General features: G+C 45.3%; 20 protein-coding genes. 3 read left to right on the top strand and 17 right to left on the bottom strand.

Features of this window, described 5'->3' with window-relative positions; all coding sequences use genetic code 11:
• Positions 1-20: 20 nt before the first annotated feature.
• From ABXS70_RS05180 to ABXS70_RS05165, 4 genes are read right to left on the bottom strand one after another with little or no spacing between them, the layout of a single operon-like run.
• The gene (locus ABXS70_RS05180) at positions 21-854 is read right to left on the bottom strand and encodes a phage minor head protein (RefSeq protein ID WP_366294407.1); all 834 of its coding nucleotides are present in this window, start codon (positions 852-854) and stop codon (positions 21-23) included.
• Complete coding sequence (locus ABXS70_RS05175) at positions 847-2,328, bottom strand: phage portal protein (protein WP_366294404.1); 1,482 nt, start codon at positions 2,326-2,328, stop codon at positions 847-849. The genes ABXS70_RS05180 and ABXS70_RS05175 overlap by 8 nt, the downstream gene beginning before the upstream one ends.
• On the bottom strand, positions 2,329-4,017 hold the full coding sequence (locus tag ABXS70_RS05170; protein ID WP_366296546.1) for a DNA packaging protein: 1,689 nt from the start codon (positions 4,015-4,017) through the stop codon (positions 2,329-2,331). It lies immediately after the preceding gene.
• Positions 4,014-4,901, bottom strand: coding sequence for a phage terminase small subunit-related protein (locus tag ABXS70_RS05165; protein WP_366294401.1), 888 nt, complete (start codon positions 4,899-4,901; stop codon positions 4,014-4,016). Before ABXS70_RS05165 ends, ABXS70_RS05170 begins: the two co-directional genes overlap by 4 nt.
• Before the next feature lie 83 nt (positions 4,902-4,984).
• Between ABXS70_RS05165 and ABXS70_RS05160 the strand changes: the two genes are divergently transcribed.
• Positions 4,985-5,569 (top strand): hypothetical protein, encoded by a 585-nt coding sequence (locus ABXS70_RS05160; protein WP_366294398.1) that lies wholly within the window; start codon positions 4,985-4,987, stop codon positions 5,567-5,569.
• Here the strand turns inward: ABXS70_RS05160 and ABXS70_RS05155 are convergent.
• From ABXS70_RS05155 to ABXS70_RS05125, 7 genes are all read right to left on the bottom strand, one after another.
• Positions 5,560-5,769, bottom strand: a complete 210-nt coding sequence (locus tag ABXS70_RS05155; RefSeq protein ID WP_366294395.1) for a hypothetical protein — start codon at positions 5,767-5,769, stop codon at positions 5,560-5,562. The genes ABXS70_RS05160 and ABXS70_RS05155 overlap by 10 nt on opposite strands.
• A 133-nt stretch (positions 5,770-5,902) precedes the next feature.
• Positions 5,903-6,511 carry a protein Mom gene (locus ABXS70_RS05150; protein ID WP_366294392.1) on the bottom strand — a complete coding sequence of 203 codons (609 nt, stop codon included), beginning with the start codon at positions 6,509-6,511 and terminating at the stop codon, positions 5,903-5,905.
• The gene (locus tag ABXS70_RS05145) at positions 6,504-7,019 is read right to left on the bottom strand and encodes a ParB N-terminal domain-containing protein (RefSeq protein WP_366294389.1); all 516 of its coding nucleotides are present in this window, start codon (positions 7,017-7,019) and stop codon (positions 6,504-6,506) included. Before ABXS70_RS05145 ends, ABXS70_RS05150 begins: the two co-directional genes overlap by 8 nt.
• Positions 7,020-7,046: 27 nt before the next feature.
• Positions 7,047-7,730 (bottom strand): hypothetical protein, encoded by a 684-nt coding sequence (locus ABXS70_RS05140; protein ID WP_366294386.1) that lies wholly within the window; start codon positions 7,728-7,730, stop codon positions 7,047-7,049.
• A gap of 109 nt (positions 7,731-7,839) precedes the next feature.
• On the bottom strand, positions 7,840-8,085 hold the full coding sequence (locus ABXS70_RS05135; RefSeq protein WP_366294383.1) for a hypothetical protein: 246 nt from the start codon (positions 8,083-8,085) through the stop codon (positions 7,840-7,842).
• A gap of 250 nt (positions 8,086-8,335) precedes the next feature.
• Positions 8,336-8,974 (bottom strand): hypothetical protein, encoded by a 639-nt coding sequence (locus ABXS70_RS05130; protein WP_366294380.1) that lies wholly within the window; start codon positions 8,972-8,974, stop codon positions 8,336-8,338.
• Between the two features lie 450 nt (positions 8,975-9,424).
• On the bottom strand, positions 9,425-10,036 hold the full coding sequence (locus ABXS70_RS05125) for a restriction endonuclease (protein ID WP_366294377.1): 612 nt from the start codon (positions 10,034-10,036) through the stop codon (positions 9,425-9,427).
• A gap of 386 nt (positions 10,037-10,422) precedes the next feature.
• Here ABXS70_RS05125 and ABXS70_RS05120 point away from each other — a divergent pair, with 386 nt between their 5' ends.
• Positions 10,423-10,842: a hypothetical protein gene (locus tag ABXS70_RS05120; RefSeq protein ID WP_366294374.1), complete on the top strand. Its 420-nt coding sequence runs from the start codon at positions 10,423-10,425 to the stop codon at positions 10,840-10,842.
• A gap of 15 nt (positions 10,843-10,857) precedes the next feature.
• On the top strand, positions 10,858-11,280 hold the full coding sequence (locus ABXS70_RS05115) for a hypothetical protein (RefSeq protein ID WP_366294371.1): 423 nt from the start codon (positions 10,858-10,860) through the stop codon (positions 11,278-11,280).
• Positions 11,281-11,324: 44 nt separating this feature from the next.
• Here ABXS70_RS05115 and ABXS70_RS05110 read toward each other — a convergent pair whose 3' ends face one another.
• The 6 genes from ABXS70_RS05110 to ABXS70_RS05085 all read right to left on the bottom strand — a co-directional run bounded on the left by ABXS70_RS05110 (position 11,325) and on the right by ABXS70_RS05085 (position 14,686).
• Positions 11,325-11,816, bottom strand: coding sequence for a hypothetical protein (locus ABXS70_RS05110; RefSeq protein ID WP_366294368.1), 492 nt, complete (start codon positions 11,814-11,816; stop codon positions 11,325-11,327).
• A gap of 102 nt (positions 11,817-11,918) precedes the next feature.
• Positions 11,919-12,044, bottom strand: coding sequence for a hypothetical protein (locus tag ABXS70_RS05105; RefSeq protein ID WP_366294365.1), 126 nt, complete (start codon positions 12,042-12,044; stop codon positions 11,919-11,921).
• On the bottom strand, positions 12,045-12,224 hold the full coding sequence (locus ABXS70_RS05100) for a hypothetical protein (RefSeq protein ID WP_366294362.1): 180 nt from the start codon (positions 12,222-12,224) through the stop codon (positions 12,045-12,047).
• Entirely contained in the window at positions 12,224-12,448 is a 225-nt protein-coding gene (locus tag ABXS70_RS05095) for a hypothetical protein (RefSeq protein ID WP_366294359.1), read from the bottom strand. Before ABXS70_RS05095 ends, ABXS70_RS05100 begins: the two co-directional genes overlap by 1 nt.
• Before the next feature lie 13 nt (positions 12,449-12,461).
• Entirely contained in the window at positions 12,462-14,378 is a 1,917-nt protein-coding gene (locus tag ABXS70_RS05090) for a DNA cytosine methyltransferase (protein WP_366294356.1), read from the bottom strand.
• Positions 14,375-14,686: a hypothetical protein gene (locus ABXS70_RS05085; RefSeq protein WP_366294353.1), complete on the bottom strand. Its 312-nt coding sequence runs from the start codon at positions 14,684-14,686 to the stop codon at positions 14,375-14,377. The genes ABXS70_RS05090 and ABXS70_RS05085 overlap by 4 nt, the downstream gene beginning before the upstream one ends.
• Positions 14,687-14,731 lie beyond the last annotated feature (45 nt).

Raw genomic sequence — 14,731 nt, 5'->3', positions numbered from 1 at the left:
CAGGGAATCCTGAGGTTCTTTTATTTTTCTAAAACTAGTTGCATCGCGCAACGGCAATTTATGATTTCTTCAGGATCCCCTGCAGGATCACCGGGGTACATCAGCTTACTTTTGCCCACCTTAAACGGCTTATCCAGATCCACGACTTGTCCATTTGCCTTCCTATGCGTCTTACGGGTCCTCGTACCGGCAGCCGACCGCCATTTCTTGCCCTTGGCAATCTCGGACTGCTTCCAGCCTTCCAATTTGCCTCCATTGGCCGCAGCTGTGCTCATGGTCCGGGAAATGCGCTGAGCCCGTTGCATGGAAAAGGGACCATCTTCACCTTCCGCAGCTATAGCGCTGATCTCCTGCACCAACAAAGCACGTTCAGACGGTGTATTCCCTTCCTCAATCGCCTTTTCGAAGCTGCGCAAGAGTGTATCCGTTGAAGCCTGATTCATATCGGGGACAAGCTCGCGGATCTCCTTAACAAACTGTTTGGCTGCCTTGTTCTTGGTACTCCAAACCTTTCCCTCGTCCAGCTGCAGCAGCTCCGATTCTCCTGCCAAAACGAATAACGGTTCAAATGCTTCCTGCACCGCTGTTTCAAAGAGATCAGCAAAGACATCGGTAGCATGCAAGGCAATAAGAACTTTGCCCAACTCACCGATGTCACCAAGCGATTCCTCGCTCAGTTCAGCTATCGCGTCTTGAAGGGCTTGTCCCTGAAGCTCCAGAATCTCCATGATCTGGTCCTCACCCTGCTTGTACAACTCTTCCAGCAGCTTACGCTCCACGTATGACAATTCCAAGCTATCAAGAAATTCATCGTCATCAGCTTTAGCGATTAGCGTCCAACATGCTTCACACATGGACGCCCACCTCTGCCGTGCCCTTCCGAAGCAGGCGTTTCGCAATGGTAGATACACGCTCCTGCAGGTCGTCGGCGTCGCCCTCGCCTTCAAGATCAAGAACAGCAGGCTGGCTGCTCGCCAATTGAGCAATCGGTGTATCAAGGTATTCCTGGCTGAACTTGCTTTCATCGACCGTCGTACCAAGGACATCCTCAGCGATCGGGATCAGGTCACGAACCAGCATAATGCCACGATCAGCGATAAATTCAAGCATTGCCTTACGATCCTCTGGATCAATGATGCTTGGTCCACGTAAAACCGCCTTAACCCGGAATATCCCCATGGCTGGGAAAAGTCGTTTGTTGAATATCTCATTCATAATCCACTTGCGATACGGCTCAAAGACCTGCTCTTCAGCGAATTGCAGGGCTGCCTGTGCTGTCGCCCGGTTATAGTCTGAACTTTGCCCGACAAGAATCGGCGGTAAACGGAATGATGATAGGATATCCGCCTTCTTTTCCTTCCCGTAATCAAGGAACAGGGCATCCTGCTGCAGAAGGTCATTCAGCTTATCCAAATTGACGGATACCTTTTCAACCTTCTCGTCCATCGGTCCGCCCGTCTCTTTTCCTTGGGCTTCGAGGTACAGGATACCACCCTGAGACTGTGAACCTTTCACATTCTTCAGCAGCTCCATAGATTGCTTGGTCAACCGCCCGTTAGTTACAGTCAGAATCATGGAAAGCATGCGGCCATTCGAGAAATAGGATACGTTCAATTCCTCCGCTTCACGGGAACCGACTACACCAGGTGCGTTCCCAAACCAACGGGGTTCACCGTAGGCCCCGTCATTGCCAATCTTCAACGGAATAACCTGATTCTCAGTACCATCAGTACCGAATAACCGAAACCAAACTACGGATGTCCCCCGCTTCATGGCATAACGCCGAGCATATATTTGCTGTGAAAACTCTTCAATCTTTTTGGTGGAACTGATCCGCCGTTTGCGTTTGATTGTCGCAGGGTTACTCTCTTTGGTATAACGAACGTACTTCGGATCCATCCGGAAGATCGTCGGAAACTCGCTCCCTGCGGGCCAAGCAACTTCCATATTGGCCATCCCCGTGCTTTCCAAGTCCTCAATGAGCTGGCCTATAATCTCTTCTGGATTGTCTTCAAGGTTACAAGTCTCCAAGAAGCGTTCAGCTTGGTTCCATTCATCCTTGGCCGAATTGTCATCTTCACCCGACACATATTCCAGAGCAATTCCATGTCCAGCTATGTTCCGCTTGTATGCCTCGATGCACTGAGGAATGATGTTGCTGTTCTTAACAAGTTGTCTGCAGCTGGTCGGATCGTTACCCGGTTCGAATGGCAACAGGCCGTGTTGATCGTATAAGCTGTCGAATACATCAGGAAGCTGGGCACTGGATGGAATGTGCCTACCTTCTTCCTTTGAAAATGGAACCCAAGTCGCATTGCCTTCACTCAATTAAATCCACCCCGCTCCCCCATTGTGTTCTTCATTCTCCGATTCCTCCCGCTGCTGTTGTTTTTTCTTGAACCATTCAAACCACTTATCAGCTACCTGACGTACCTGCAGTGCAATCGAATATGCCATGATACGGTCATCGTGACAACCGCTGTCTGCTTCTGCCTTACCTTTGTTATCGATGAACGTCATACACTCGCCGTAAAGCTCTGGACAGTAGATATCGTAAAGCTGATCGCGGATTGCTTCCTTGAAATCACTAATCATTACAGGCCGGGTTGCTTTGTTGGTTTCCCAGCCAAGCCGCCCCTTTTTGTGTAAGAACAGCAGCGGGTAATGACAAGTGTTGAACAACGTATTCAGCACGGATTCCCCGGTATTGTTGTTCTCAACAGCAAGCAAAGCTGTATTGTAATACAAGCCCAACCTGTTCAGCTTCTTCCCGTACAGGTCCGTGTCCCATTTGCCATGAAGTGCTGCACACATTTCACCAGTTCGGGCATCGATCACGTAAGCAGCATCGTAGTCGCCATCTTCGGTCCCTTTGGCCGTATCTGCAGCTAAGATGTATCGTTTACCCGGTTCAGGCTGGCGGTATATGACCAGTTCTCCTGCATGAGCCGGGATAACCTTCTCCTTAACAAAATCAACTTCATACAGGATGCCTTTAAGTGTGATCGCATCCCGCAATCGCTTGATGAACTTGTTATCAAAAATGCCCTCGCCAGACAGTAGGAAAGCATCATCCGGTTCGGATGGGTACTCCTGATCGAATTGCCGCGGATCGCCGCCGCAATCATTTCGGATCGTATAACGTCGCCATTGAAGCTGTTCATCATCCAATCCGTATTTGGCCTTCAGCTCCAGTTCATCTTCGGTCAGTTCAAAGCCAGGCGGTAACGGCTTGCGATAGTCTGGCATTTCAAACCACGCAAAAAAGAGCGGAGAAAAATCATTCTCGCCCTTCACGGCTGCATCCCATATTTGTTTAAACTCTTCCATGCCGTTTGCCGTGGATTCGATTATCCCGATGCTTCCCGCTTCCTTGGATAGTGCCGCCAAGAGTGACAGCAAATGCCGCTTCTTCTTCTTGGCTGGCCAGAACGCAACTTCGGATGCATGCAAGTAATGAATCGTGTCTGAACGGGCAAGTACACGGCTTTCAGCTGTTTGTACAGTAATCTTCGATTTCAGCCCCGGGTTCCTGCGGCGGTCTGCCGTCCGGATCGCTGGGTTCTCAAAGGTCAGCTTCTTGGCATTGTTTTTACGTGTCATCGGCTGGATGACCGACGGTACCCGCTCATAATACAACTGGAACATATCGAACAAGTTACTTGAAGCATCGGAAGACTGAGCAACGATAAAAGCATTCTTCGCTTCCTGCAGAGAAGTGAAATAGTAGATCAAAGCCTCCGTCACCGTGGAGAAACCCATCTGTCTGGCTTTAAGGATAATTATTCGCACGGGTTTACATGCTGCTATGTCCTCAAACACTTTGGCAGCATAACGCCGCTGGGCATCATTAAGGATCAGACGAACCATGGTACCAGACTTGTCCTTGATCTTGAGCATGCGGAAGCAAAACTGTTCGAAATCAAGCAGGATCGCCTTCAGCTCTGCCAGTTTGTCCGGACGTTGTTGCAATTTTCGCTTAATCCGACGACGGTGTTCCTTAGCTAGTGCAATCACCAATCTAAATCATCCCCATCGTTATCTTCATCGTCCTCACCTTCTCCCTCATCACCACCATGACCCAACGCCTTATACTTGTCCAGCTCAAGACGTTCGCGGGCGATTCTCAATTTCTCTTCTTCTTGTTGCAGGCTGGCAATCAGGTTAATGACCCGCAGCTTCTTATCCCTCGTCTTTACCAAGGCTTCCTCTTGTTTAAGGATTTTGTCCAGCTTAGACGTGACGAGTGTCGTAATCTCAGTGACCTTCATTCCCTCGGTTGTAACAGGCACTGTGATTTGTTTTCCCGTCTTAGGGCTCAACATAGAAACCTTGTCCTGACGTTCCATAGGCTCTTGCTTGGTCTTACGTTCCTCATCCGTCAGACCAGATTCAAGCGACTTAACCCGTTTCATATGCCGGCGCTCTTGCAAGGACAACATGATCAACTGTTCGTTGAGCTGCGCCAGAGGGTCAGTGTCAATCTGATTGAGCATATCTTGTTCATCAGGCTCTAATGCATCCAAGAAGATCGTTTCATACATACCTGTCTTGAGCGCATGCTTGTTACGATAGGGGCCGCCTTCACCCCCACGGTTCCCCACAGCATTTCTATTCCCGGGTGGAGCACCACCGCGATTGCCAACTGCATTCTTGTTGCCTTTGGGCGCTCCCCTTGATTTAGGAGCGCTCCCATTCGTTCCATTTGGAGCGCTCCCTTTGGAATCGCCCAAAACGCTCCCATTGAGTTCGTCTTCCCAACGATCCATGGACTTCCATTTACGGATCCTGGACTCGGGAACAGAAAGAGCGGCGGCGATGTCTTTTAACTTCATCTGCCCGCCGCTCTCCAGCCACATCAGTTTAGCCTTGTCCCGCTCGGGACTGCGTTCTCTGGCCATCTACATTCATCACCACCCCCATAAAGTAAATTGGTGTTACGCCCGATAAATAATTTATAAAACTAATGAAATGAGGCTAAAAAATGCAACTTACTCCAACTAATATTCTTATCCTATACCTTTTGGGTGGGATAGTTGTACTGGAATGGATTTCGTTTTTTGTGTTTAAACATGGCTTGAATAAACCTGTAAATAGGAAAGTATGGACTACGTATTTTTCTTATCATGAAGATACGTTGTCACTGTACACATCATATAAAGCGTTATCCAAACATAAGCTAAGGCTTATAAAAATAACTGTAAAGTCTATGAATGTGAAGAATAGTTTTATTGAAAAATCCTTTGACTTTATTAGTAAATTTGTTTTTACTTTGGCTATTGCATTTATTGGATTTCATGTGGCCATTTCATCTGCACTGCTTACATACTTAAACAATAATAAAGAAGAATTGATGAAACAAGACAAATCAAAGTGGGTTGATAGCGTACAAGATATTTTCACAACTTTTACAAATGGATACGATTTCTATCAATCCCTCGGCTTTAGTGGCACCTTAATAGTTGTGGTAGCATTAAATCACCTCTTTTTGGCTTCATTAAAGCAGCAACAACATAATTTCCACTTAAATGTTATTGAAGAAGTAGAGAAAGAACTATCTCACAAATAGTCCTGCTGAAGCTTGATATCCAACTCAATCAGCCGCTCCAAATCTTGAACGGTCTGCATTTTTATATGTCCAGCCTGCAGGTCTTTCACCCACTGGGCAATGGCAGCTTTAACAATTTTGCGGTATTGTTCCTTGCTTTCAAGAATGCCCTCCATGACTTCGAGTTCATGCTGCAACAAAATTTCATCTTGTGTTCTCATGTGGAATCCCCGACTTTCCGATATACTGGAATGCGAGATAGCGGATGTCTGCATAAATGCCGCGCGCGGCGGGCCGCTATCTCAGCCGGGGGATACCCTGGGAGAATGGGGAGACGTTACCGCGTCTTCCCTTTTATTTTGGATAAGGTTTGTGCAGGGGCATGATCTTGCGCCGCATCTTCTTGTTTAACGGCATCAGGTACTTGTGCTTGCCCTTGGTGCGGTACAATTGAGCATTGGCATCAAGGTTGCTCCGGATCCATTCAATGCGTTGACTGCCGGTACCATACTTACTGTGTATTGATTTGGGGTGTATCTTTTTCCCTTTGATGATGAAATAATGTTCCCCATCAGTTTTGCCCTCGTAAATCCAATTTGTAGCCTGATAGATACCGCCGTGATGGTTTTGCTCAACGTCGGCATAACTGACGACCAGCTCCACATTCGGAGATTGTTCCTTTAAGAATCGAATTGCTTTGGCAAGGATCTCCGATACAAATGATTGATGCTTGGTCAATGCAACCCGCGTCAGCTCACAACATTCACGCTGCGTCAGACCGTAAGGAGAGCCGATGTTTTGCGTTGCTCCCCGGCTAAAGATGACAACACCTATAAACTGGCCATCTTCCCAAGCCCCCACCTTCACCGACTTTCCTGCGGGCAAGCTGCGGCTATAGTGGAAGTTCTCGCAAGCAAACTTCGCTGCTGCATGCGTGGCCCAATCCACCTTTAAATCAATCATGTTCAAATTCCTCTCCACAATGCGGACATTTCACCAGCTTTGAACTCAATACGCCAAGGTCGCCCTGATCCTCGGGAGTCCCTGCATCAAAGTTTGGAATATCAATGTCACCAAGCATCTGTTTCAAGTCCACATCGTCGAACCCGGACAAGGAAATGTCGGCGCCTGCCTGCTGCAGATCAACAAGCAACTGAGTGAGGGCATCATCATCCCAGCGACCTGATATCTTATTCAAAGCGATATTCAACAAACGCTCTTGCTGATCGTCGAGATCCACGACAGACACCTGCAGTTCGGTATGACCCAGCTCGTTGACCATGATCTTATACCGTTGATGACCGCCGACCATGTTCCCGGTACGTTCGTTCCAGACGATTGGCTCCACATAACCGAATTCCTCTATGCTGCGGCGAAGCTTCTCATATTCAACATCCCCAGGCTGAAGGTCCATCCGGGGATTGTAGGTTGCTGTATTTATCTGATCGATTGGCATGATTCTAATTTCCATGGTTACCTCCATTAAAAAAAGCACCGATTAGGGTGCTTCTACAAGAATTTGTTGTAATTCTGGAGGATGTGTCTTCTTCACTTGCAAACAGTATCCACCTGAATCTATATCTTGAGTAGAAAAATCAATTTTTTGTTTATAACTGTTCCCTAACATATCACAATACAATACTATCAGTTGAAACTCTTTAGTGTTGTATAAAAAAGTAGTTATATGAAAGCCAGACTCTTCTTTTACCAATAAAGCTGAATTATTGTAAGTGTACCTATGCATGTAAGTATCTACTCTGAATTGAATATCAATTGCTGTACCGAGTCCTATATTGGATAACTTAAATTGACCATATCCAAGATTATTGGATAATTCTGGTGAAATGTGATCATCCGAAGGAGTGAGTGGACTAAAGTTAATTTGTTCTAATTCATAAGAAATATTCTCAATTGTTTCTGCCCGTAAATATGGTCTAACTTGAAAAGTTCTTTCTTCATTACTTACCTTATTCTGAGCATTTAATTGCATTAGCACTGTCGTATATACAACTATAACGCCAATAATCGCCCCAAGATAACTTCCTAAAAAGTCCATCCAATCACCATTCACTCCAGGAGCACGCCAAGAAAACACTAAATAATTCAGCAGTATCGGAAAAACCACTACTAATGTCACACTGCCTATTATCATCCATATGTTTTTTTTAATCCAACTTATCATCCAATTCTTCCTCCAAAAGATTGTTAATATTTTCTTCAGTATCAGACAAGAAATGATGCTGGTCAAGATAAAAAAGGACAAGCAACATAGCTTGTCCCCAATAATCGTACTAACTGCTTCGTGTTTTCAATGCATACTCTAACTTTGCGAACAAATCCGGATACTGAGCCTTGTCGGTTTCACTCGCTTCTAGTTTCTTGTAATACTCCGGTATCTTACCGCTAGAAGTTACTCGATCAAGAAAAGCTTTTGTCTCTAACGATCCCAGAAAAGATGTGCCATTCGCAAGATATGATTTAATTTCTATGATATCTCCTGGTTCCAGATACAACGTGTCTACTCCCTCATTACGCATCCAACCCCTCCTCTCTCAGAACTATCATACTCAAATTCTGGGAGTTATACCAAAGGCAATTTTGAGGGGAATTGTGTTGAGTTGGTTTCAATGTATGGGTAAGCTTCATATTCGTGCGTACGCTCACTCAGCGCCTGTTCTCCGTTCTTCAAATAGCTAGCCCCTGCAAACGGACGTTCTCATGCTGTGGAGCTTAAAACGGCTCACATTTCGTCATATGAGAGCAAAAGAAAAAGCACCACGATGGGTGCTACGTTCTCTTGATCGTTTTAATCTCTTCTTTTATAGCTTTCTTCTTTTTAGTTTTTTCATCTTTCTCCATAAAGGGATTTCGTTTTATATTCTTAAGATCGATTTTTAATTCCTTTATTCTCGCTTTCTTTCTTTTTCGCGTGCTTAAATGAAATTCGTTATATAAACGTCCATAGCTTTTCTTAACACTCTTACTGAAATTTCGATAAGAAAAAGCTTTATTTACTGAATAATCTTCTATAGCATATTCTTCTTGCAAGCCATTCTCAACTTTAATCCACAAAATCAGATCTTCGTATTCCAACAAATGAATCTTATTGTATATTTCTTCTGAGGCTTTTTTAATAGCTTCCTCCCATACTTCAGGGTCCTCAGTTTCTGGGATTTCGTGAGTCTTTTCGTTACCGTTAGGATCAATAGCATACACCTCTTCACGATACGTGAAATGCAATCTCTTTTCATAACGAATAACAATGCTGTACAGATGATTATAGAGTTCAACCAGCTTTTTTTCGGTTAGAGCTCTTTTGGTAGCGTTACTGCTTTGAAACCATTCTTTAATCAGCAACGCTCCCGTAGTAAAGATTGCAGTAAGTACAGGTATAGTTAATAATCCTGTATAATCAATTTCACTCATCAAAAATTCCCTTCCTGTTGTCTAATATGATAGGGATATTTTACCTCTTTAGGACAAACAGGTCTACTACAAAACTGCTTCACTCCATCCCATCTCCCCCATACACACCCTTTGCATTTATCTGGTTGCTTGTTGGGACGAACACGTATTTTCTTGCGTCTTCTGCTGATCACTTCAATTCCTCCAATAAAAAAAGCCGATCCAGTGAAGGAACGACTTTAAATGTGATATGTATGATGTTGGTGTTACGTTTTAAAAGCATGCGCCCGTTACGGTCGCCGCAAAAACGCTGCGCTCTTTGCTTTAAATGCATACGTACTTAGTTACAAGAGAGGAAGAACAAGACCATTTTAACGAAGTTACAAAATCAAGGTCAATATTGGGAATCTCCATCATTAGCGAAGAAACTGATACCATACATGTTTTACTTTCAATTCCTCATTAATTCGATTAAGCACTCGTCTTTACATTTCCCGTTTTCTTGGGAGCAGACAATTTCACTTTCATTGCAAGCAACATTTCAACCAATTCATCCCGAGCAATAAGTCTTACCCCGTTTGATTTGGCGAGCTGATATGCTTGCTCAGTATAATTGCTGTTTGTAACAACCCATGCTCCATTTGCTCTGTAATGTGCCTTAGCACCCTGTACCTCTTGAACAGCTTTTAAACCAACATTTTTTTTATAACGTTTAGCTTGCACAACAATTCTTTTTCCATCTTTGGAGATAACTAAATCGGCTCCATAATCGCCTGCAGCTTTTGTTACTTCAGCCTTGTAGCCCTGGGAGCGAAACAGATGACCAAGATAATGTTCAAATTGTACACCATCCATCTTATCAATCTCCGCTATACCTGACCGCTTCAATCGCTCTGCACGTTTTTGTTGGATAACAACCATTATAACAATAACCCCAATAACGCCCAGCAATCCGACAACCAATGATGCTTGCCATGATTTTGTTATCGAATAGGTTCCAATGATTCCTCCTAACATCGCCATACCAGCCAATCCTTGAAACAATTCCTCTTCTTGCTTCGCCTTACTTTTCCTTCTTGCCATTATTTCTTCCCCCAAGTATGTATATTGTCCTAAACACATTTCGACACTTGGGACTAATTCCCTGCAAGATGTAGAAAAAGGAGAGAAGAGGAACGCCCCAGTCATATGCCGCATGTGCAGCTGTGCGTTTCATTCTCGCCTTTTTCTATGCTCCTAATGTATCACGGAAAAATGGTCATGTGGGGTTCAACATGGTCTCACGATGAGGTCAGGCTGGGTTCAGTTTTAGTTCAAAAAAAAGAAATACAAGTAAATTTAAAAACAGCGCAATAAACAAAATATTTTATGGAAAATTATTGATTAAAATAGAAAAATAAGATAAATTTAAATCAGGAATACATATATATACAACAATTACAAAAAAAATCGCAGAAGAGGTGTTCTACTTGAACTTAGCAAAAAAAGTAGCCTTATTGTCTTCTAGTTGTGTACTTGCTTTAGCCCTTGGTGGAGTAGCTGGAGCATCAGCTGCCCCAAATCCAGACGCTGGCCAGAATGCTTATGACCCAATCATCGTTCCTTATGTCAATTGGTCTGGATCGGCCTATCTAACTACCAATGCTTTCAGTAACGTTACATCGTCCAACAATTTCTTTGATGATTCACCTACTGTTACAAATGATGCAAATAGTCCCGGAACTATTACCGTAAGGATAGTGAACTCTTCAGGTGAACAAGTCGGAGGCACAAAGACTATAGCGGCTGGTAAATCTGCAGTAATGGATACAATCCCTTGGAACAGTGGCACGTACACACTCCAAGCAAAAGGAAGTAAAGCAGGATATTATAATATTTCAATTGATTAAGGAGCTGAAACAAGTATGGTTAATAGTAAACTTAAGAAAGTCGGTTGGTTCGGTGGAATCTTAGTTACATTAACCATTATTTTTGTTTGTTCTTATCAAGTCTACCAAAACGTCGAATCCGTTCACAATTACTTTTCTCCTAAAACCAGTTCAGTGCTCGCTATCGATGCAAAATCTGAGGAATGGAACAGTGTAAAATTTGGCGGGAATGATTTTGTTAAATTCGATAGTGTTTTCTGGGATAAGACAATCATTAATGATGCGAACAGTGAAGGCAACGTGCTATTGAGAGTCAAGGATGATAAAGGTAATATTGTAATTAACGAATTTGAGGTTTCCCCTGGAACAAGTAAGAAATTAGATGATCTCAGCAAAGATCAGCAGTATTTCTTTGAGGTCAAAGCTCAACAAGGACAATTCATTATTAATGCGATCTAAAAAAAGCAGGACTCAGGGTTAAGTCTGAGTCCTGCTTTTTTGCATTAAAATTCGGCATCATCTTGTTCAAAGAAACCGATAAGCTTCAATGTATTTGCAACGCTCTCCAATCCCTCATCGATTTTGCGTTTGATCGTGCTGTCACTGAGGGCGCGACGGAAGAAAAGTATTGTTTCCTTGCGTGAATAACCCTGAATGTATCGGTAGTCCACTGCATTGCGGGCGTCTTCGTCTTTGATTAACCGTTGTGCCCTTTCCAACTGGTGTGTATAGAAGTCATATTTTTTATACACCCAACGTTGCTTTTCAATAAGAATCGTGGCGTTAACCGTCTTGTCCGCATGCAAATCAGTCTGATCGATGCGGCGAGCTGTTTCGCCATCAATGCCTACTTGTTGTAAGTCCTGCTCGAATTGCTCAAAATCCCTCATAAGGGAAAGCATATCTGTATATTTGTCGAGCAGGAACTTTGTTCGCTGGATTTCCTGTTTACTTGCTTTTGCAAAGAGTTCCCCTTGTCCCCATGCCATCGCCATTCCCCTCATTCCCCTTCATCCTGTGATATACTAATAAGAGGAATGACATAATATTATTACCCTGTCCCCCACCTGGCCACCAAGCTCGCGGGGGATATTTATTTATTCCGCAATTACTTCGCTACAAAATTCATCCCATTCAGCTGCGCAATCGTCTGCGCTCCAGCCGTTTACCAATTCCTGCGGATATCCGTACTCCAGTAACAATGCTCTATGATCTCGTTCCAACTACCACTCACCTCCACGTTTGTGATACTTGCTGTTACCGTTACGCTGCTGTGGAGCAGTAACTGCCTTTTGCAGCTTGTCTGGCCGTTTAGGTGGATGCTCAGCCCCGATTGCTTTCAAATGATCAGCTATCTGCTCCGGTGTCCATATCGTTCTATCAACTTTGCGATAATCTACCATCAGCAGATCCTCCCTGTCTGGATGCCTTCCTCCGTATCGTCATCGTCAATCACGACAGCAACTGTGCATCTATGAGGATTTTTGCGCTGAGCAAACCGTCTTTTCGCAGTCGGCATTGTCAGCCAGTAAATATATTTCTCTGAAACCCCCATCTTCTGGGCACATTGAAAAGCTGTACCCATGACTATCAATTTGTCGCCTTTGTAAACTGCATATTCTTTCATTGGTCAAAACCTCCTAATGAATGATTGCTGTAATCTCGTCTGTAACTGGCGCAACCCATACCGAGTCCCAGCTCAGTGTGAATGATATGCCTGCCTCAGCTTCAGCGGCTGCCAGCAGAAGAACATTGCCCATCTCTTCCTGTGCATCTGGAGGAACGGCGTTACCGATGTACTCCCGTGCTTTGGCATCGCTACACCCCTCAAGTTGGAAAGGTCTTCCGTCTGGAAGTCGCTGCGGGAAGCTTTGAATCATAGCCAGTTCATATGTTGTGAGAGGACGATGCCATGTGCCGTCTGTTGAAATAATAGTCCAAACTCCCCGCTCATTGTCAGCAGGGATACGCGGGTCAGCTACTGCTACGGCCGCAGCATGTACGTCCGCGCTGCCGATGACTGTTTTGGAAGGTTGATTCCAATCCAGAACCCCCATCGTGTCAGCACGCGGTGCGCTTTTTATCCGAGGATCGGCAATGACCTTTCCTTGCCCTGCAGACACGCCACCTGTGGTTACAGTTGGAGATGCATTTTCCCAATCTGAAACCCTATACGCGCCGTCATGGTATTGACCCGAAACGTTTGGATCAGCAATGAGTTGTGCGCCATTTTGCACATCTGTTGATCCTGTCACGGTAGCAGCTGGTCCTTCTGCTGATTGCACCCGGAACTGATCCGTGTAGCGTCCCGGTCTATCCGGTACTCGTGGGTCAGACACGCTGCCAGCAGCTTGCATAATGCGATTAGCTGATCGGACCGTCTTGGCCGTAGCGTCCCAATCCTGCACACCGTAACTGTCCGGATGGAGTTTAGTGTTAACTCGTGGATCTGCAACTGCAATTGCCCCCGAACCAAAGCGTGTCCCCGTTACACATGGAGCTGGTTCATCAGCGGGAACAATTCGATACACTCCCGGATGACGCCCTTCCCTCTTTGTCAGGCGTGGATCAGATACTGCAGCTACTCCATTGCTCCGTCCAGGTCCTGCTGTGCTGGTAACTGCCCTGCTCGGCTTGTTCCAGTCAGCCACCTCGTAAGCACCGCGGCGCGGCTCGTGAACAACCCGAAGGTTTTCCCAATCCACTTTATTTAGATCTCGCCAGTCTCCACCTGCAGGTATCAAGGCCAACCGCATCCACGTCTTCCACTGGAGCCGCGGGAGTTTGTGGAGCGGACCACCTGCTACGATGTCGCCCGGTTCTGGCAGATCAGCAAGCACATTACCGATTGAACGCAATGCCTTTTTGACCGGATAATAAATCACGTTTGGCAGCTGAGCCTCATGTCTGGCCAGAATAAGGAATCTCACACGATTTTGGCCAAGCCCTCCGATCTCTCCAAGGTTGTGATCAGCCCGGATACTTACCGCGTATCCGTGTTTCTTGAGTAACTTTTTAATTTTGGCCAGTAAGTGTTTTCCACGACTGGTGATCCGGGGCACATTTTCGAGTTGAATGATGGCCGGTACCGATCCGCCGTATTCAAGGCATGCACGAAGCGTCAGCTCCAGTCCATGGACCGTCAAATAGTTCAGGGCTTGGTATTTGTCGGATGCAGCCTTGCCTGCAGGTAGCAATCCGCTCAGGCCTTTGCATGGTGGAGAAAGAAATAAGAAGAACGGGACTTGCTCTTTAAATGCCTGCCAAATATCCCATGCTGTTGCCTCTCTCCATTCCTCAGACGGTTCATGTCCGTGCCAGGCTGTGTATTGCCAGCGCTCAAATAGATCCATGCAAACCGATGTGTCTTCGCCTGTAATCAGATCGTGATTGCGGCACGCCACCGGATCGCTATCAATAGCGCACAGCACTTTAAATTTGTATAGCTTGCCGCCGTACTCCACTTGGCTGCGCATTGCCCCAGCGGTTGCCCCGCCGACTCCAGCAAAGAGGTAAGCAGATGTTTTGTATTCAATATTGTTTAGCAATGCATTCATGTGGTCGCTCCTTCCTCCAATGCGTAAAACTTAGCAGGACAATAATGTTTGTATTCCTGATTCCAACCAACAGAGATTCCTTTACCAATTGGAAGTTCAATTCCGGCGAGACTTTTAACCACTCGAACCTCCCAACCGACCCAATTGGGCGATTTCCCACTCTCGTCCTTTTCGATGGTTACAATCGATTTATTAAAAGGTTCTTCAACAAGAATGTATTGTTTGCCCACTTCGATTTGGTTCGCATTAAGCTCCATTTGAATGCTCCTTTTCAACTGATTTGGGATCATACGTTCTGTTTGATGCATGCAGCTGGTCACCCCGGCCTACGATAGACCGGGGGGTGCTGCTGT

This window comes from Paenibacillus sp. AN1007 (assembly GCF_040702995.1).
Taxonomy (GTDB): Bacteria; Bacillota; Bacilli; order Paenibacillales; family Paenibacillaceae; genus Paenibacillus.
The sequence above is the reverse complement of the archived record's forward strand: the minus strand, read 5'-3'. Positions and strand labels throughout refer to the sequence as shown.